The organism is Fodinicola feengrottensis (genome assembly GCF_039530045.1).
GTDB lineage: Bacteria > Actinomycetota > Actinomycetes > Mycobacteriales > HKI-0501 > Fodinicola > Fodinicola feengrottensis.
This window is the reverse complement of sequence record NZ_BAAANY010000002.1, coordinates 326,442-343,837: the sequence shown is the minus strand read 5'-3', so window position 1 is coordinate 343,837 and position 17,396 is coordinate 326,442. Positions and strand designations below refer to the sequence as shown.

The window sequence follows — 17,396 nt, the reverse complement described above, 5'->3', positions numbered from 1 at the left end:
AAAACTCCACCCTGACCGGAGAGTCGCGCGCAGTGTGCGGCGGTCGGCGGTCGGCGACCGTAGGAGGTAGTGAACCGCCTACTTCGGGAGCAAAAGTGACCGCCGTAATGACCCTGCCGAGATCGCGATTCTGGCTCGCCACGGTGATCTTCGTGATCGCCACCTGGCTGGGCGCCGGAACCCTGCTCGTCCTGCAGCCGTACGTCCACCTGGACCCGGAGCTGCTGATGCTGACGCAGTTCGGTCCCACGATCGGAGTGCTGGCCGCCATCGGGCTGCTGGCCAAGGACAGCCAGCAAGGCACGAAGAACGCACTCGTACGCGCCGGCGTCGGAGCGGGCATCGTCGTCGCGCTCTTCGGAGTGTGCGCGGCGGCGCTGGCGCTGGCCGGGCAGCCGCTGCACCTGGCCATCCCGGAGCAGTTCTGGCTGATCGCGCCGCTGCAACTCATCGGCGCCTGCGGCGAGGAGCTGGGCTGGCGGACGTTCCTGCAGCGCCACCTACAGACCCGCTTCTCGATGATCGTCTCGGCGGTGATCGTCGGCGTCCTATGGAGCACCTGGCACATCCAGTACTACGCCTTCGGCCCTGCGTTCTTCCTGAGTTTCGTGACGATGAGCGTCGCGGTGTCGCTGATCATGGCGGTGCTCGTACGCGGCACCAGCCGGCGCGGATCGCTGCTGGTCGCCGGCGTGTTCCACTGGCTGCTTAATCTGGGCATCCTGATCCTGCTCAACTTCGAACAAGGTGGACTGCGAAACATGCTCATCCTCGCCGCGTCCAGCGTCGTCATCGCGGCGGTCGTCGTCGGTGGGAATCGTCAGGTGACCCGATGAACCTCAAGGCCAGGCTTCTCGTGCTGCCCCGTGGTCTGCTGTTGCTCGGTCTCGCGCTGGCCGAAGGTGCGGTTGCTGTGCTGGTGATGGCCGCCGGCTGTCTGCTCGCCATCGGCGTCGGCCTCTACCTGCTGCCGCCGGCCGTGTCCGCGCTGCGGGCGGTGGCCAACACAGCGAGGCGTACGGCCAGCTGGAGCGGCGTCGACATTCCGGCGCCGTACGGGCCGCTCCCGGACGGTCTGGTGAAGCGCAATGTGGCTCTGCTCAAGGACAGCGCGACCTGGCGGGACCTGACCTGGGCCACCGTTGACTGGGTGGTCGGAACGTGGATGGCGACCTTGCCGCTGGCGTTCGTACTCTTCGGCGCCTTCGGAGCGTTCGTTCAGCCATTCGTGTGGCGGGCCATCGGCGCGGACGGCGGCAGCAACATCTACGGCGTCATCCAGGTGAACTCGACAGCGACCGCGCTGGCCTGCGTGCCGATTGGGTTGGTCATGATCGTGATCGGTCTGCTGATTGGCCCACGGATGTTGCGGTTGCGGGCGCGCTGGACAGCGGTGCTGCTGGCTCCGTCGCGTACCGCGGAGTTGGAACAGCGGGTGGACACGCTCGCTGGTACGCGCGCCGACGCCACCGACGCGCAGGCAGCTGAGCTGCGCCGGATCGAGCGCGACCTGCACGACGGCGCGCAGGCTCGGCTGGTGGCGATGGGCATGAGCCTGGGCAACGCCGAGGAAGTGCTGGACAACGATCCGGCGGCGGCTCGCAAGCTGCTGGTCTCGGCTCGGGAAGCCTCTTCGAAGGCGCTGGACGAGCTGCGTGATCTCGTACGCGGCATTCACCCGCCGGTGCTCGCCGACCGCGGCCTGGCCGACGCGATCCGGGCGCTCGCGCTGGACTCGGTGATCGACGCCGAGGTCACCGCGACCCTGCCCGGTCGGCCCGCGCCGCCAGTCGAGTCGGCCGCCTACTTCGCGGTCTCCGAGCTGCTCACCAACGCCGCCAAGCACAGTGGGGCGACCCGGATCGACGTGTCCCTCGACCATCAGGACAGCGTCCTGACCTGCACGGTCACCGACAATGGCCGGGGCGGCGCGGACCCGTCGGCTGGCACCGGCCTGCGCGGCCTGCAGCGCCGACTGGCCGCTTTCGACGGCACCGTCACGGTCCACTCGCCGACCGGCGGCCCGACTCAAGTCAGCTTGGAGATCCCGTGCGTGTTGTCCTTGCCGAAGACCTCTTCCTCCTGAGGGACGGTCTCGTTCGTACGCTCACCGAACACGGCTTCACCGTGGTGGCGGCGGTCGACAACGGCCCTTCGCTGCGCAAGGCGCTGGCTGAGCAGGACGCCGACGTGGCGGTGGTGGACGTAAGGCTGCCGCCTTCGTTCACCGACGAGGGCCTGCAGGCCGCGATCGAGGCCCGCAAACGTCGGCCCGGCTTCCCGATTTTGGTGCTGTCACAGTATGTCGAGCAGTTGTACGCGCGCGAGCTGCTCGCCGACGGGACCGGCGCGATCGGCTATCTGCTCAAGGACCGGGTCTCCAACACCGCGCAGTTCGTCGAGGCCGTGACCACGGTGGCCGAAGGAGGGACCGTGATGGATCCCCAGGTAGTGGCGAAACTTCTGACGCGGGGCGAGGCCCGCGGCCGGACCAGCACGTTGACCGCCCGCGAGATCGAGGTGCTGGAACACATGGCCCAGGGCCGGTCCAACAACGCGATCGGCGAGAAGCTGTCCATCTCGGCCAGCGCGGTCACTAAGCACATCGCCAGCATCTTCGGCAAACTCGACCTGCCTGCCTCCGACGACGACAACCGCCGGGTTCTCGCGGTTTTGGCTTACCTGAACAAATAAGTCAGGCATTGGTCCAGGAGCGGGTGCACAGCACCAGGCGGTAGGAGTCGGGATCGGCGATGGTGACGCCCCAGGTGTCCCAATACGGGTTGAGCGACGGGACGACCTTGCCACCGGCTGCGACCAGTCGCTCCACCAGCTCTGGCGGGACTGAGCCATCGAGGTAGATGACCAGCAGATCCTCTTCGGTCGGCACCGGCGCGACCGGCGCGGCGGGGTCTCGTACCAGCTCCAGATGCCACCCGGCCGCTGGCCAGCCGAGCATGATCAGGTCGTGCTCCTGGCTCATCCGCAGGATCACACTAAGCCCGAGCCCGTCGACGTAGAACCGCTCGACGGCCGCCAAATCGTTGCTGGGACGGGCAATCCGGATGTGCGTGTGCTGGTCGATCACGGGTCGCATCCTCTCTCAGACAAAAACAGCGTCATCGAGAGGATGCAACCTCAACCTCACTGCAGGTCAAGAGCGACCGAGCTGCCACGGCGCCGGGCGCCGGCCCGGCGCTCGGCCCGAATGTCGGCCAGGTGGTCCTGGAAGTCGACTTGAATGGTGTGCCGCCGAGAGGTCACATAACGCTTGCGCAGTTTGCGCTTGTACGCCTCGATTTCAGCTCGCATCTGGGCCATCGGCGGCAGCGTGGCGGTGCCCAGCAGCAGGTCCGCGATCCAGGCCGACTGCGCCTCGGCGATCGGCATGGTGGCGCCCAGCGGTTGCACCAGCGACACAAAGAAAAGCCCGGGACAGTCCGGCGAGACCACCCGGTGAAAGAGTGAGATCTCGTTGTCGGCCGGCGAGATGATTCGCTCGTCCAGAAACGGAAAGCTGATTTTGTAGCCCGTACAGTAGATAACGTCGTCGATCCGCTCGGCGCTGCCGTCGGTGAAACGGACGGTGTCGCCGTCGAAGCGGTCGATGGTGGGTTTGACCGTGATGTCCCCGTGGCCGAGCCGGGTCAGCAGGTCGTCGGAGATGGTCGGATGTGCGGCCAGCACTTTGTGGTCCGGGGTGGGCAGCCCATACGAGCTGACCGAGCCGCGTACCAGTCGCAGCATCAGCGCCAACCCGAGCCGCTGTGTCCACAGTGGACCGTGCGCGAGCGGCGAGGTCGTGAGGTGGTCTGTCGGCATCCCGAAGAGATATTTCGGGACGACGTGGGCGCCGCGGCGGATGGCCAGGAACGTACGGGCGGCGGTCCGGGACGACTCGACCGCGAGATCGCAGGCCGAGTTTCCGATGCCCAGCACCAGAACTCGCCGGTCGGCCAGGTCGTCGGGCGTCTTGTAGTCGTGCGAATGCCGTTGCCGGCCGGTGAAACCGTCCGCTCCCGGGAAAACCGGCCACCGCGGGTCCCAGTGATGGCCGTTCGCGACCAGCACCGCGCCGTACGTGTCGGTCCGGCGGTCGCCGTCGACGGCTCGTACGTTCACCTCGAAACCGCCACCGGACCGCGGCTCCACCGACTCCACCGTGGTCTGGAAAGCGATCTTTTCCCTTAACCCGAAGTGATCCACGTAGTTGTCGAAGTAGCCGGCGATCTGTGCGTGGCCAGGATAGGTGGGATAGTCCGCCGGCATCGGGTAGGCCGCGTACTGCATAAGCTGGCGCGAAGTGTTGATATGCAGCGAACGATAGGCCGAGGACATGCCGTTGTCGTTGAGATAGCGCCAGTTTCCGCCCACTCGCGACCCGGCTTCGAAGCAGTCGAAGCCGACTCCGCGGGCGTTCAGGACCTGGCAGGACGCGATCCCGGACGACCCCGCGCCGATGACGCAGGCCCGATCCGTGCGCACAGCCATCGCGCTCCCCACGTGCGCGGCGACCGGGTTGCCGCGCGCCAGTTGTGACTGTCCATGAGGGTACGCTAATTCAGCGTGTTGACAGCGATCGCGGCTGTCACGCACCATGATCGAATAGTGACGCCCCGACGCGCGCCGGAGCGGGTGTTCGCGGGGAGGCCCGACGGAGAGACAAGTCTCTGAGGGCACGACGGAGGAACAGTGCCGACAACGACGTGGGACAACCTGCCCGCCGAGCGCCGGGAGCGGGTCGTGGTGGCCGCCATGCGCGAGTTCGGTCGGTGCGGATATTCCGGTGGCAGCCTGACCGTGGTGGCCCGCGAGGCCGGCGTGGCCAAGGGCTCGCTCTTCCAGTATTTCCCGGACAAGCTGGATTTCTTCTCGTATGTCGCGGAGTACACGTCGATTCGGGTGCGCAACCAGATGACCCGATGGCTTGCCGCGCTCGACCCGGAACGGCCGTTCTTCGAGTTCATGCTGGAGCTCATGCTGGCCTGGATGCGTTACTACGACGAGCATCCGTTGGAGCGCGGGGTCACCGCGGCGACCAACTTGGAGCTCGACCCGCAGGTGCGGGTCGCCGTACGGGAGCCGGTGAACCGCATTTATGTGGCCGCGTTGCACCCCTTCGCGGATCGGGCCCGCGAACGCGGCGAGCTGCACCCGGAGGCGGACCTGGACGCTTTCGTGGCGTTGCTGGTGATCCTGCTGCCGCACTTCGCGCTGGCGCCGCACCTGCCGGGCCTGGACGTGTCGGTCCGGTTGTACGGCGTCAGCGACGAAGAGCGGACCGACGCGGCCCGCCGGCTGCTGCTCGGGATTTTCGCCGGTTTCGGGCGGCTGCCCGACGGCAGCGACGTGTGGACCGCCACCGGGAAGCCGCGTGAGTCGGTCTAAGCCGTCCTCTTCCGGGGTTTGTCGGCCAGCTCGATCTCGGCTTGCACCGGCTTTTCCTGGCGCCGCAAGACATGTCTTTCGCCGTACGTCCAAGCCGTCGTGGTGAGCAGGTAGATTCCGGCCGCCAGCGGCAGGAACGCGGCCACCACGATGGTGGTGAACGGGAGTAGTCGCAGGATTTTGGCCAGCAACGGGTTCTGCTGGGGCGCCGGCGCGGCGATCCGAGCCTGCCAGCGCATCGACAGCCAGCCGACCACCCCGAGCGCACCGAACAGGCCCAGGAAAACCGCTGACTGCAGGGGAAAACCGGCCGACAGGGTGGTCGCCCAATGCGTGCCCAGCGGAGTCCCGAGCAGGGTGTGACCGAGCAGGTCGTTGGTCTTTCCCTGCACGGTCGACGAGGTGAACAGCCGATACATCACCATGAAGAACGGCATTTGGGCGAGCAGCGGCAGAAAGCCGGCGAACATCGACGTACCGGATTCCCGGTGCAGGGCGGCGATCTCACGCTGCAGTTTCTCCGGATCGTTGCGGTGTTGGCGATAGATCTCCTGCGTTTGCGGTGCGACGGCGGCGCGGGCCTTCTCACCGCGTACGGCCGCGCGGCTGAACGGCAGGAGCAACAGTCGTACGGCCACCGTGAAAAGCACGATCGCCACCACCGTGCTGGCGCCGGCCAGCATGGGGGAGAGCAGGGTGGCGAGGGTGGTCACCAGAAAATGGGCGGCCGCCATCGGCCACCCGAACAGATCGGGCATGAAAGCAACTCCGGCATGTCTTGGAACACGAAAAAGGACAGGCGGAATGGCTACGGAATTCTCTTTGCGAAGCGGGAAATCACGCAGCCGACGGGCTGCGGGTGGGTCCTCTTGGCCGAGTCCTGCCAGGCGCGTCCGGGTTGCGCAGGCGCAGGAAACTCGCCCGCCGGGACTGCTCGGGTGAGGCACCGCGCACCGACGGCGCGGAAGTGCCCGCACGCAATGCGTACGGGAGCGCGAGACCGCAGGCCAGCCCGGTCGCCAGCAAGGCGGCGACGGCGACCAGTGCGGTGTGGTTTGGGGTGCTGAAAACATGTGGCAGCAGCAGGAATGCGAACTGCAGCAGCACCACGAAAGGCAGCAGGGCGGGCAGTCGGGACGACTGTCGCGTCATGATGCCCTCCTCAGCTGCGATGCGATGACCGAAACTAATTCTACGCTCGCCGCAAAACTACCTGGGGACCGCTCGACCGGCGGGGCCATGGCCACCGCGAGCGGGCCAACGACTACTCGTTCGACGCGATGCGCGACGACGTTCGCGGTTTCATGCGTACCCCCGGACTTTCGAGCCTGGTCGCGTACTGGGTGGTGGTCGAGTTCCTTGAGCGCTAATACTCCTGACCAAATAAGGTTTCCTTAAGGCCGATAGGGCAGATTTTCCCGGCCGTACGGTTGCCTTCCATCGTTGCATACAGCTGAAATGCGGGTTTGTTGGACAATGCACGGGCGTTCTGAATGTCACCTCCGCGAGGAAATATGGGCTGCGGCCGGACGCGACTGATGTGGACAGTGCAGAATCAAGGGATGCGTGCCAGTTTGAAAGACGTGGCGGCCCGGGCCGGGGTCTCCACCATGACGGTTTCCAATGTCCTGAACAACAAGGCATCGGTGGCTCCTGGCACCCGGGCCCGGGTGCAGCAGGCGGTCGCCGAACTCGGCTACCGGCCCAGCCTGTCCGCCCGGAACCTGGCCCGCGGCCGGTCCGGGGTGGTGGCCCTGGCGGTGCCCGAAATCGGTCTGCCGTATTTCGCCGAGCTGGCGCATTTCATGATGATCGAGGCGGAGAAACGGGACTGGACGCTGGTCGTCGAGCAGACCGCGCACGACCGCGGCCGCGAGCTGGCGTTGTTGAGCGGCGGCCGCGGCCACCTCATCGACGGCGTGCTGATGTTCCCGTCCGAGGTCTCCGCCGACGACGTGCCGTCCGGCCCGTCCGGCCCGCCGGTGGTGCTGTTCGGCAGCGCGTCGGGGGGCGCCGGCGGTGACCCGGTGGTCGACCACGTGATGATCGACAACCTCGGCGCCGGCCAGGTGGCGACCGGTCACCTGGTGGCGGCCGGCCGGCGGCGGATCGCGCTGATCGGTCCCGCGTACGAGCCGCGCAGCCGCCGCCAGGCGCCCCGGGTTGCCGGCTACCGGCGAGCCCTGAAGGCCGCTGGCCTCACGATCGAGAAGGACTACATCGAGCATGGCGCGCTGCACGACCGGGAGGCCGGCGCGCTCGCGATGGAGCGGCTGCTCGCGCTGCCCAAGCCGCCCGACGCCGTCTTCTGCCTGAGCGACCTGCTGGCGATCGGCGCCATGCGTACGATCCACCGCAGCGGCCGCCGGATCCCGGACGACATCGCCGTGCTGGGCTTCGACGACGTTGACGACGCCGCGTATTTGACGCCCACCCTGTCCAGCATGCGCCCCGACAAGGCGCAGATCGCCGAGCTCGCCGTCGACGTGCTCGACCGCCGCTTCGCCGCCCCCGAACCCGCCCAGGTGTGGCGCGCCAACTGCGACCTCGTCCCCCGGGAAAGCACCCTCGGGGTTTCCTGAGCTTCGCAGTCAGGGTCTTGGCGACTTCGTCCAGTGCCGCCCGTCGGTCGAGACGAGGTAGTCCGATGGGTTGGCCCCGCGGTCGGCCAAGACGTACAAGCCATCCGCTGTTCTGCCGAACGTGGAGGGGTTGTTCGCAGCAGTGACCGGCGTGGAGGTCCTGCCCTGGTCCGCCGTGACTACCACACTGAATGGGGTGTGTTGCACGTCGACGCCGATAATGGAACCGTCCGGGAGCGAGTACGGGCTAGCCGGCAGCGAGATGTCGCCGTCTCGCTGGGTCCAGGTCTGACCGCCATTGTCGGTCATCAAGATCCGGTTGCCGCTGGACTGGCTGAGATGACTTAAATCGGCATAGGCGCGAATACCGTCCGAACTGATGACTGGCCCCACTACTCTGCCGTCCGGCTGGGTGATCTGCCGAGTGATCCAGCTGTGGCCGCCGTCGTGGGTGACCGCGATGCCGCTCGAGCTGTCGAGGGCGCTTGGACCATCCTTGTACGACACCCAAATGGTCCCGTCACCGCCGAGCCGCGCGGCACCGATCGTCTTCGCGGGCTGATGGGCCAGCAGGTGCAGAACTCCGGTCGCCGGATCGATCGCGCTGTGCACCACGGCTCGTACGAACGCCTCCTGGACGACGTCCTCCGCCTCGCGCCGATCCCCGGTCAGTGCGTACATGCTCAGCACCAACCGGGGATGGGTGGCCCGGAAGAGGTCATCCAGCTGTTGTCGTACGGCCAGCTGTCCGTCAGTCACATCGCCGCTCCTGGTTGATCGACCTCAGTGTCACAGGGGGCATGACTCACAACTGGGTCGATCAGGTTCCCAGGAGTTGTTAAGCAAGCAGCTCCACCTCGGCCAGCGAGACGGTGCCGGTGGCGGAGGTGACCCTGATCCGGTAGGTGGTGTAGGCGCCGGGGTGGGCGATGGCGAAGGCGCGGGTTTGTGATCGCCAGGCGAAGGTCTGGTTCTGTTGGGTGTCCAGCCCGGTCCAGTGCGTCCCGTCGGTGCTGCCTTCCAGCACCCAGGACTTCGGGTCACCGGCCGCGGTCCCGGATGTCAGTGTGTACGCGGAAATCGCCTTGCCGGCCGGCGGGCTCATCTCGATCGTCGGGGTAGCGGAGCCAAAAGTCGCCTGCGTGGCCGAGGTGTTGTCGACCAGTGCGTGGACGTTCGTGCCGTCGGCCGCGGTGATCGTGGAGCCGTCGGTGGCGAGCGTGTCCGCCCACGGCTGCGCGACCGCGGTGCCCTGGGTGATCGACGGCGGCGCGTCGTTCGGTCCGGTGCCCCAGCGGGACGGGTTCGGGCCCATGCTGAAGTCGAGAACACCGCCGTGCGCCAGCAGATCCTGTGGCAGGTACGTCTTGTCGTACGGCCGGCCATTCACTCGCAGGCTCTGCACATAAACGTTGCGAGCGCTGTTGTTTGGCGCGTTGATGACCAGTTTTCGGCCGTTCTGCAGGTGAACCACGGCCTGCTTGAACTGCGGCGACCCGATCGCGTACGACGGGCTGCCCATCTGCAGCGGGTAGATGCCGAGCGAACTGAAGATCTGCCACGCCGACATTTCGCCGTTGTCCTCGTCGCCCGGATAGCCCTGACCGATCTCACTTCCCAGGTACAGTCGAGAAAGTGCTTCCCGGACCTTGGCCTGCGTCTGATACGGCTGGCCGGCGTAGTCGTACATGTAAAGGATGTGGTGCGCCGGCTGGTTGCTGTGGCCGTACTCGCCCATCCGTACGTCCCGCGCCTCGGTCATCTCGTGGATGACCCCGCCGTACGAGCCGGGGAAGGTGGCGGTCTCCGGAGTCGCGAAATACTGGTCAAGTTTCTTTGCCAGGCCGGCTTTTCCGCCGTACAGGTTGGCGAGGCCGTTGCCGTCCTGCGGGACCGTGAAGGCCATTCCCCAGCCGTCGGTCTCGGTGTAGTCGCCGCCCCACACCCGCGGGTCGTACGTGGACGCGGCCTGGTTCCACGAGCCGTCGGGCTTGCGGCCCTGGAAGAAGCCGATACTCGGGTCGAACATGTGGACGTAGTTCTGTGCCCGGTTGGTGAAGTAATGGTAGTTGGACAGGTATTCGTTGCGACGCGGGTCATTCGGCTTGCTGCGGTCGTACAAAGCCTTCGACAGGTTGGCGATGCCGAAGTCGTTGACATAGCCCTCCATTGCCCACGACATGCCCTCGCCGGTGCTGGTCGGGGTGTAGCCAAGGAAAATCGAGCTGGCCAGGCCCTTCCGGCCGATGCTGTCGTTCGGCGGGGTCACGGTCGCGTTGCGCAGAGCGGCGTCGTACGCGGCTTGCACGTCGAAATTGCTGACACCCTTGAGATACGCGTCCGCGAAGGCGACATCGGAGCTGGTGCCGGTCATCAGGTTGGCGTAGCCCGGCGACGACCACCGCGGCACCCAGCCGCCGTCCTGGTAAAGCTGCAGGAAACCGCTGATCATCGTGCCCGCGTCATCCGGTGTCAGCAGTGAATACGCCGGCCAGGTTGTTCTGTACGTGTCCCAGAATCCGTTGTTGACGTAGATCTTTCCGGTCCGTACGGACGATCCCGTCTGCGTCGGAGTGTCGGCGCCGGTGCGGGGCGCGGTCGGGCTCGCGTACGAGTAGACCGGCTTGCGGGCCGTGCCGGTGTTCTCGAAGCCGGAGTTGGGATAGAGGAACAGTCGGTAGAGGTTCGAGTAGAGGGTGGTGAGCTGGTCGGTGCTCGCGCCGGTCACCGTGATCACACCGAGTTTGGAGTCCCACTGGGATTTCGCCGCGGCCCGTACCCGCTCGAAGGTCGAGCCGGGGCCGACCTCCAGGTCCAGGTTTTTCTTTGCCTGGTCCACGCTGATCAGCGAGGTGGCGATCCGCATGGTGACCGCGCTGCCCGCCGACGGCAGGGTGAATTTCAGATATCCGGTGACGTTCGAGCCGCCGCCGCCGGGCAGCATGCCGCTGCCGGCAACCGCTCGGTCGAAGGTCGCGTAGACGAAAATCCGCCCAGCACCGACCGAAAGTCCGCTTTTCACGTCCGAATAGCCGCTGATCGTACGACCGCCGGGATCCAGGGTCAGGCCGCCGCCGTTGTTCACGTTGTCGAAAATCAGGTTCGCCGACTGGCCGGGGAAGGTGAATCGGAACATCGCCGCGTGGTCGGTCGGCGCCAGCTCGGTGCGCAGCCCGTTCTGGAATTTCACGCTGTAGTAATCGGGAGACGCGATTTCGTTCGAGTGCTGGAAAGCCAGCGCCCGCCCGGTCCGGCTGGCATCCGGCGTACCGTCCGCGATCGACGGCATCACCTGGAAGGTCTGCCGGTCGCCCATCCATGGGCTCGGTTCGTGGCTGAGCGCGAAAGCCTGCAACTCTGGCAGGTTCGCCGCGTCATTGCTGCGGTTGTAGTTGTAGAGCCAGTCCGTCGAGCCGGCGTTCGTTTCCGGCGTCCAGAAGTTGAAGCCGTGCGGCACCGCGGTGGCCGGGAAGTTGTTGCCACGGGAGAAATTGCTGCTCGACTGGGTGCCGCGAGTGGTCAGCACGTAGTCGGACGGCGCTCGGTACGACCGGGACGCGGGATGAGCTGTGATGGCGATGTCGTCGAGCCAGCCGCGGAACAAGGCGGCGCCGTTCGGGCTGTCGTAGGCCACCAGGATCCGGGAGATCTTCTTGCCAGCGGCCACTTTCCCGATGTTCGCGGCCACGTGGTTCCACTGGTTCGCGTAGATCGTCTTGGATTTCCCCTGTGACATCGGGTCGAGCCCGATGCCGTGCTGGTCCTGCGCGCCGAGCTGGCTCAAATAGGTCCCGTCGCTGAAGGCCAGGTCGACGGACGCGTACGTGCTGGAATAGCGCAGGTCGTCGCCGGTCAGCTCAGGGAATAGCAGGTAGGAAAGCTCGGTGTCGCGACCGACCGGAACCGAGACGTCGTAGATTTTGTTGTACGAGTAACCGCGTCCGGCGCTGGTCTGGCTGCCCGCGTACAGCAGCGAATGCAGCCCAGTGTAGCCGACGTTCGCCTTGGCGTCCGGCGCGCTGGCCGGGCCGGTGGCGATTTTGGTCTGCATGTTGGGCTGCGGCGGGTCGATGGTTGGATCGACCGCGAGTTGCCATTCGGACGCCTGCAGGATGTCGGCGCCGGCATTCGCGGTGACCGTCCAGCGATAGAATCTGTACGCCGCTTTGTTAGTCGTGTCGTACTGTTTCAGCTGCATGCGACTGGAAAAACTCTCGCCGCCGCGACTGTCCACTGTGGTCCAGGTGGTGCCGTCGGCGGAGCCGGTGAGTGTCCAGTCTTTCGGGTCGCGGCCCGGTTCGTCGTTGGCGGAGGCCACCGCGTATTTGACGATCGCGACCGGCTCGGACAGCTCGTACTGCACCCAGCCGGTCGGCGCGAAGACCAGCCATTTGCTGTGCACATCGCCGTCGGCCAGGTTCTCCTTCACCTCGCCGCCGCTGGTGTTCTCGCCGCTCGCGGTGATCTTGGTGATCTTGTCGGCGATGTTCCCGGGGATGCCGGTGGAGAAAGCGCTGGTCACCCCGGACGCCTTCGGGCGCCCGTTTCTATCGGTTTCAGCGGTATTTGTCCATGTTAGCGCCGGATCGGCGGTTTCGAACGACGACTGAAAGTTTCCCGTCGACGACGGCTCCGCCGGCGACCCCGGCACCGCCGTACTGAACAGGGCTGTCGGCACCACGAAAGCCGCGGTCACCAACCCGACCAGGAACATCGAACGCCGCTTTCCCGCCAACGGAAGCCTCCACGTCAAAGGCCGGCCTGCGCCGGGTCGTTGCGAAATCAGCCGGGATGTACATAAACCCAGGACCACGACCGCAGTCAACACCAAGCGCCGAAGAAAATGTGACGCAGGCCGCTTATGGTTCGAGCCGGGACGTACGCTGTCGGACGTGAACGAGATGTGGCGCCTTGTCGAGGGCTATCACGCGCCGGTCTATTTCGCCCCGCAGGCGCGGGAGGAATATGCCGCGGCGGGCTTGCGTGGATTCTGGATGGGCTATGTCGCCGGGCGCTCTGGGCCGCTGGGTGCGGTGCCGCCGGAGGTCGTGACGGCGATGTTCTACAACTTCGCGGCGGCCAGGATCGACCGCGCGCTGCCCGATGCCTGGAGCTTGGGTACGCCCGCGGACGCGGTCGCCGCACACCAGCGGATCGCCGACCTGCGACTGCGTGAACTGCTCGGCGACGGCGTTGACGACCCAGCGTTGGGCGAGGTCGCGAAGGCGCTGGCGGAGGTGGTGGTCGGCCTGGATCCGGCCGGGCGACCGCTGTTCGCGGCGCATGCCGCGCTGGCCATCCCGGACGCCCCGCACCTGGCCCTGTGGTGGGCCACCACGGCGTTGCGGGAGTTCCGTGGGGACGGGCACGTGGCCGCGTTGCTGACCGCCGGACTGGACGGCTGCGAGGCCAATGTGTTGGCCGTTGTCGCTGGTCAGGTGCCTGAGCAGCAGCGCGAGTTCCGGGGCTGGACGGAGCCGGAGTGGGAGGCCGCGATCAACCGTCTGCGGGAGCGCGGCTGGTTGGACGCGGACGACGCGCTGACCGATCGCGGGCGGCAGGTGCGTACGGACGTGGAGGAGCTGACCGACCGGCTGGCGGCCAGCGTCGACCGGGCCGTCGAGGCCGGTTTCGGGGTCGACCGGCTGCTGGCGGCGCTGCGACCGGTGGTCGCCCGGACCGTCGAGGGCGTCCCGTTCCCCAACCCGATCGGCCTGCCCGAGTAGGCATTCGCAATCAGCAGCAATTCCAGCAGCAGGGAGGTCGCCAGCAGATGATGCCGATGCCGATCACTGACGCGATGTTCCTCCTGCTCGAATCGCGTGAGCATCCATTGCACGTGGGTGGTCTGCAGTTGTACGACGTGCCCGATGGCGCCGGCCCGGACTACGTTTATGAGCTCTATAGGCAGATGCTCGGCGCTGCTGAGGCTCAGCCGCTCTATCGCCAGCGGCCGCGCCGGTCGCTGGCCAGTTTCGGCCAGTGGGGCTGGCAGGACGACGACGAGCTGGATCTGGAATACCACGTGAGGCTGTCCGCGCTGCCTCGCCCGGGCAAGGTCCGGCAGCTGCTGGAGCTGGTGTCCCGGCTGCACGGCTCGCTGTTGGACCGGCACCGGCCGCTCTGGGAGTTCCACCTCATTGATGGCCTCGAAGGCAACCGCTACGCCACGTATACGAAGGTTCATCACGCGCTGGTCGACGGCGCGTCCGCGGTCCGCCAGCTGGTCCGGATGATGACCACCGACCCGGACGACCTGGACTGCCTGCCGTTCTGGGCCGCACGACCGAAATCCCGCAGCCATGCCGTTAACGGGGTGGATCTGTCCGACCGCTTGTCAGCGGTCGCCGGCGGTGTTTCCGACGCGCTGGGCATTGGTCCTGCGGTGGTGCGGACCGCGCTGCGTACGATTCAAGAGCAGGCCGCGACCTTGCCTTTCCAAGCCCCGAAAACCGTCCTCAACGTCAGCATCGGCGGCGCCCGCCGATTCGCCGCCCAGTCCTGGTCGCTGGACCGGATCCGGGAACTCGGAAAACGCTCCGGCTCCACCGTCAACGACATCGCCCTCGCCATGTCCGCCGGCGCGCTTCGGCGCTATTTGTTGGAACTCAACGCATTGCCGGCCGCCCCGCTGGTCGCCATGGTGCCGGTCTCGTTGCGCGGCGCGCGACTGAAGTCCGACGCCACCGGCAACGCGGTCGGGACGATCCTGTGCTCACTGGCCACCGACATTCCCGATCCGGCGGTCCGGCTGGAGCAGATCATGGCGGCCATGAGCACCAGCAAGGAAATGTACGCCGAACTCACCCCGCTGCAGATCACCGCGCTGTCCGCGTTGATGGTCGGCGGCGTCGGGTTGGCGCCGCTGCCGGGCATTACCCGGCTCACTCCGCCGCCTTTCAACCTGATTATCTCCAATGTTCCAGGTCCCACCGAGGACATGTATTTCAACGGCGCGAAGTTGAGCGGGACGTATCCGGTGTCATTCCTGTTGGACGGGCAGGCGATGAACATCACGCTGACGTCCCACGCGGGGAGTTTGGATTTCGGGATCGTCGGGTGCCGCCGGAGTCTGCCGCACCTGCAGCATCTGCTGGGGCATCTCGATGCCGCGTTGGAGGAACTGGAACGGGCGGTTTCATAGGGGAGTGTCGAGTCTCGCGTCTGCCGATCGTCCTTGGGTTTGGACGTGTCTCATCGACGAGAGGAACCACCATGGACACGATGGAGTCGTACAAACGGGCGCAAGGCGGTTTCGACGAGGTGCTGGCCGCCGTGCCGGCGGCCCAGTGGGACGCGCGGTCGGCCTGCCCGGAGTGGACCGTGCGCGATGTCGCCGGTCATGTCATCTGGGCCCAGCACCAGCTGCGGGCCTGGGCGACGGGGCAGGACTACCAGAGCAAGACCGGATTTCCCGGATCCACGAGTCCAGGCGAACTCGCCGCCGTCGACCCGGTCGCGACCTGGCGACAGGCCCGTGACGAGGCCAATGGCGTGCTCGACGAAGAGACCCTCGCGCGCCGCATCACCCTCCCGGGCCTTGGCGAGATCCCGCTTTCCGCGATGGCGACCCTGCTGGTCACCGACTTTCTCGGGCACACATGGGACATCGGTCACCCGCTCGGCATGGACGTGCGGCTGGACCCGGCGCTGGTGCCGCTCTCGTACGCGTGGGCGCAGCAGTCGATGAGTCGTGAGCCGGGCTTCTTCGGCCCCGAGCTGACCCCGCCGCCAGGTGCCGACGAGCAGACCAGGCTGCTGGCGTTTCTGGGCCGGGCGGCCTGAACCGCCCGAGCCCAGGTCACCGGGTGAGTCGCATTAGTTGTCGAGCTCCTTCAGGCGCCGCTCCAGGAAGCGGCGGTCGGCAGGGTTGGTCGCGATGTCGTGAGCCTTTTCGTACGCGGCCGTGGCTTCGTCGCGTCGATCGAGCCGGCGCAACATGTCGGCACGGGCAGCGTGCCACAGGTGGTAGCCGCGCAGACCGTCGATTCCGTCGATGAGGTGCAGGCCGACCTCGGGTCCGTCCGTCATCGCGATCGCGATCGCGTGGTTGAGGTCCACGACAGGGGAGGGCGTGAGGCCGGCCAATGCCGCGTACAAGCCGGCGATTCGCGGCCAGTCGGTGGCGTCCGCGGTCGCTGCCTGGGCGTGTACGGCGGCGATCGCCGCTTGCAGCGCGTACGGGCCGGTTGAGTGATGTTTCAGTGCACGGTCGAGAAGGTGGACGCCGGCCGCGATCTGCGACTGGTCCCATTGCGTGCGGTCCTGATCGTCCAGCAGCACCACATCGCCGGCCGGGTCGTAACGGGCGGCCGTACGCGAATCGTGGAGCAACATCAGCGCTATCAGGCCGTACACCTCAGGCTCGGCCGGCATCAAAGTGGCGATCAGTGAGCCGAGCCGGATCGCCTCGGCGCGGAGTTCGCGATGCTCGGGTGCGGCGGGGGAGGCGTTGTAGACCTGCGTGAAGATGAGGTAAACGACGGCGAGTACGCCGGAAAGTCGTTCGGGGAGGCGATGGTCGGGCGGCACCTCGAACGAGACGCCGGCTTCTCTGATCTTGCGTTTCGCGCGTACCAACCGTTGCGCCAGCGTCGACTCGCCCACCAGGAAAGCGCGGGCGATCTCGCCAGCTGTCAGGCCGACCACGACCTGCAGCGTGAGGGCCACCCGGGCCGGCATCGCGAGCGCTGGATGGCAGCAGGTGAAAATCAGGCTCAGCCGGTCGTCCCCCAGGCCGACCAGCGCGTCCTCGCTGATCCCGGGCATCGCCTCTCCCGTGTGAACGGCGGCCACTTCCTGTTTTTCGCGGCCTTTGATGGCTCTGCGCTGCCAGTCGAAACCGCGGTTTCGGCCGACCGTTAGCAGCCAACCCACCGGGTTGTCCGGGATCCCGGTCCGCGGCCAGCTGCGCAGGGCTTGCGCGCAGGCTTCGTGCAGGGCTTCCTCGGCAAGCTCGAAGTCGCCGAGCACTCGTACGAGCGCGGCCAGCATCCGGGCGCGCTCTTCGCGATAGACGCGCTCGACCGCCGCCGCGACCGTCAAGTCAGCCGCGGGGCGGCCGCGATCGGACGGACTTCGATCGACCCGTCCATCGCCATCGGACACTGCGCCGCCAGCTCCAACGCCTCGTCGAGGTCCTTGCAGTCGAGAATGTAGTAGCCACCCAACTGCTCGTTCGTCTCCGCGAACGGCCCGTCCGTCATCAGCGCTTGCCCGTCGCGTACGCGCACGGTCGTCGCTGTCTCGATCGTCTTCAACGGGTCGCCGGCCTCGTACACACCTCGCCGGCAACACTCGTCCACAAACGCGTTGATCCTGGTCAGCGCCTCCGCGAAACCCGGATCTCCAGGTTCAGGGCGGTTGCAGCCGTAGATCAGCAGCATGTAACGCATGGTTGGTGTTCCTCTCCGTCAGTGTCAAGGA

General features: G+C 66.6%; 16 protein-coding genes. 8 read left to right on the top strand and 8 right to left on the bottom strand.

The features are described from left to right. Window positions 1-95 precede the first annotated feature (95 nt). From ABD301_RS04065 to ABD301_RS04055, 3 genes are read left to right on the top strand one after another with little or no spacing between them, the layout of a single operon-like run. A complete protein-coding gene (locus tag ABD301_RS04065; RefSeq protein WP_344307240.1) occupies window positions 96-836 on the top strand; it encodes a CPBP family intramembrane glutamic endopeptidase in 741 nt (246 codons plus the stop codon). After that, the gene (locus tag ABD301_RS04060; RefSeq protein ID WP_344307238.1) at window positions 833-2,086 is read left to right on the top strand and encodes a sensor histidine kinase; all 1,254 of its coding nucleotides are present in this window, start codon (window positions 833-835) and stop codon (window positions 2,084-2,086) included. The genes ABD301_RS04065 and ABD301_RS04060 overlap by 4 nt, the downstream gene beginning before the upstream one ends. After that, entirely contained in the window at window positions 2,050-2,694 is a 645-nt protein-coding gene (locus tag ABD301_RS04055; RefSeq protein WP_163567324.1) for a LuxR C-terminal-related transcriptional regulator, read from the top strand. The genes ABD301_RS04060 and ABD301_RS04055 overlap by 37 nt, the downstream gene beginning before the upstream one ends. A 1-nt stretch (window position 2,695) precedes the next feature. Here the strand turns inward: ABD301_RS04055 and ABD301_RS04050 are convergent, their stop codons facing one another. Next, window positions 2,696-3,088, bottom strand: a complete 393-nt coding sequence (locus ABD301_RS04050) for a VOC family protein (RefSeq protein WP_279579494.1) — start codon at window positions 3,086-3,088, stop codon at window positions 2,696-2,698. A 56-nt stretch (window positions 3,089-3,144) separates the two neighbouring features. Beyond that, window positions 3,145-4,491 carry a flavin-containing monooxygenase gene (locus ABD301_RS04045; protein WP_344307235.1) on the bottom strand — a complete coding sequence of 449 codons (1,347 nt, stop codon included), beginning with the start codon at window positions 4,489-4,491 and terminating at the stop codon, window positions 3,145-3,147. Between the two features lie 201 nt (window positions 4,492-4,692). Between ABD301_RS04045 and ABD301_RS04040 the strand changes: the two genes are divergently transcribed. Beyond that, window positions 4,693-5,388 carry a TetR/AcrR family transcriptional regulator gene (locus ABD301_RS04040; protein ID WP_344307233.1) on the top strand — a complete coding sequence of 232 codons (696 nt, stop codon included), beginning with the start codon at window positions 4,693-4,695 and terminating at the stop codon, window positions 5,386-5,388. Here ABD301_RS04040 and ABD301_RS04035 read toward each other — a convergent pair. Both ABD301_RS04035 and ABD301_RS04030 read right to left on the bottom strand, forming a co-directional pair. Further along, window positions 5,385-6,146, bottom strand: coding sequence for a YidC/Oxa1 family membrane protein insertase (locus ABD301_RS04035; protein ID WP_344307231.1), 762 nt, complete (start codon window positions 6,144-6,146; stop codon window positions 5,385-5,387). The two genes, ABD301_RS04040 and ABD301_RS04035, sit on opposite strands and share 4 nt — an antisense overlap. Window positions 6,147-6,225: 79 nt before the next feature. Continuing rightward, window positions 6,226-6,540 carry a DUF6412 domain-containing protein gene (locus ABD301_RS04030; protein WP_163567326.1) on the bottom strand — a complete coding sequence of 105 codons (315 nt, stop codon included), beginning with the start codon at window positions 6,538-6,540 and terminating at the stop codon, window positions 6,226-6,228. A 410-nt stretch (window positions 6,541-6,950) separates the two neighbouring features. On the opposite strand from ABD301_RS04030, the gene ABD301_RS04025 reads away from it, so the two are divergent. Further along, window positions 6,951-7,970: a LacI family DNA-binding transcriptional regulator gene (locus tag ABD301_RS04025; RefSeq protein ID WP_344307228.1), complete on the top strand. Its 1,020-nt coding sequence runs from the start codon at window positions 6,951-6,953 to the stop codon at window positions 7,968-7,970. Window positions 7,971-7,979: 9 nt separating this feature from the next. Here ABD301_RS04025 and ABD301_RS04020 read toward each other — a convergent pair whose 3' ends face one another. Both ABD301_RS04020 and ABD301_RS04015 read right to left on the bottom strand, forming a co-directional pair. Continuing rightward, window positions 7,980-8,729, bottom strand: coding sequence for a sigma factor (locus ABD301_RS04020; protein WP_344307226.1), 750 nt, complete (start codon window positions 8,727-8,729; stop codon window positions 7,980-7,982). 79 nt (window positions 8,730-8,808) lie between these two features. Beyond that, window positions 8,809-12,705 carry a GH92 family glycosyl hydrolase gene (locus ABD301_RS04015; RefSeq protein ID WP_344307224.1) on the bottom strand — a complete coding sequence of 1,299 codons (3,897 nt, stop codon included), beginning with the start codon at window positions 12,703-12,705 and terminating at the stop codon, window positions 8,809-8,811. Window positions 12,706-12,871: 166 nt separating this feature from the next. Here ABD301_RS04015 and ABD301_RS04010 point away from each other — a divergent pair, with 166 nt between their 5' ends. The 3 genes from ABD301_RS04010 (at window position 12,872) to ABD301_RS04000 (ending at window position 15,755) form a co-directional block, all read left to right on the top strand. Next, window positions 12,872-13,696, top strand: a complete 825-nt coding sequence (locus tag ABD301_RS04010; protein ID WP_163567329.1) for an SCO6745 family protein — start codon at window positions 12,872-12,874, stop codon at window positions 13,694-13,696. A gap of 47 nt (window positions 13,697-13,743) precedes the next feature. After that, on the top strand, window positions 13,744-15,114 hold the full coding sequence (locus tag ABD301_RS04005; RefSeq protein WP_425551883.1) for a WS/DGAT/MGAT family O-acyltransferase: 1,371 nt from the start codon (window positions 13,744-13,746) through the stop codon (window positions 15,112-15,114). A gap of 71 nt (window positions 15,115-15,185) precedes the next feature. After that, complete coding sequence (locus ABD301_RS04000; RefSeq protein ID WP_344307218.1) at window positions 15,186-15,755, top strand: TIGR03086 family metal-binding protein; 570 nt, start codon at window positions 15,186-15,188, stop codon at window positions 15,753-15,755. 33 nt (window positions 15,756-15,788) lie between these two features. On the opposite strand, the gene ABD301_RS03995 is transcribed toward ABD301_RS04000, so the two are convergent. Together ABD301_RS03995 and ABD301_RS03990 are read right to left on the bottom strand one after the other, a co-directional pair. Further along, complete coding sequence (locus tag ABD301_RS03995; protein WP_344307216.1) at window positions 15,789-17,015, bottom strand: RNA polymerase sigma factor; 1,227 nt, start codon at window positions 17,013-17,015, stop codon at window positions 15,789-15,791. Further along, entirely contained in the window at window positions 17,012-17,365 is a 354-nt protein-coding gene (locus tag ABD301_RS03990) for a YciI family protein (RefSeq protein ID WP_163567331.1), read from the bottom strand. Before ABD301_RS03990 ends, ABD301_RS03995 begins: the two co-directional genes overlap by 4 nt. Window positions 17,366-17,396: the final 31 nt, after the last annotated feature.

What these genes read in the sequence shown, in the direction of transcription:
- ABD301_RS04000 (WP_344307218.1), top strand. Translation starts at nt 15,186, where the DNA reads ATGGACACGATGGAGTCGTACAAACGGGCGCAAGGCGGTTTCGACGAG.
- ABD301_RS03990 (WP_163567331.1), bottom strand. Translation starts at nt 17,365, where the DNA reads ATGCGTTACATGCTGCTGATCTACGGCTGCAACCGCCCTGAACCTGGA.
- ABD301_RS04025 (WP_344307228.1), top strand. Translation starts at nt 6,951, where the DNA reads ATGCGTGCCAGTTTGAAAGACGTGGCGGCCCGGGCCGGGGTCTCCACC.
- ABD301_RS04005 (WP_425551883.1), top strand. Translation starts at nt 13,744, where the DNA reads ATGATGCCGATGCCGATCACTGACGCGATGTTCCTCCTGCTCGAATCG.
- ABD301_RS04010 (WP_163567329.1), top strand. Translation starts at nt 12,872, where the DNA reads ATGTGGCGCCTTGTCGAGGGCTATCACGCGCCGGTCTATTTCGCCCCG.
- ABD301_RS04030 (WP_163567326.1), bottom strand. Translation starts at nt 6,540, where the DNA reads ATGACGCGACAGTCGTCCCGACTGCCCGCCCTGCTGCCTTTCGTGGTG.
- ABD301_RS04060 (WP_344307238.1), top strand. Translation starts at nt 833, where the DNA reads ATGAACCTCAAGGCCAGGCTTCTCGTGCTGCCCCGTGGTCTGCTGTTG.
- ABD301_RS04045 (WP_344307235.1), bottom strand. Translation starts at nt 4,491, where the DNA reads ATGGCTGTGCGCACGGATCGGGCCTGCGTCATCGGCGCGGGGTCGTCC.
- ABD301_RS04035 (WP_344307231.1), bottom strand. Translation starts at nt 6,146, where the DNA reads ATGCCCGATCTGTTCGGGTGGCCGATGGCGGCCGCCCATTTTCTGGTG.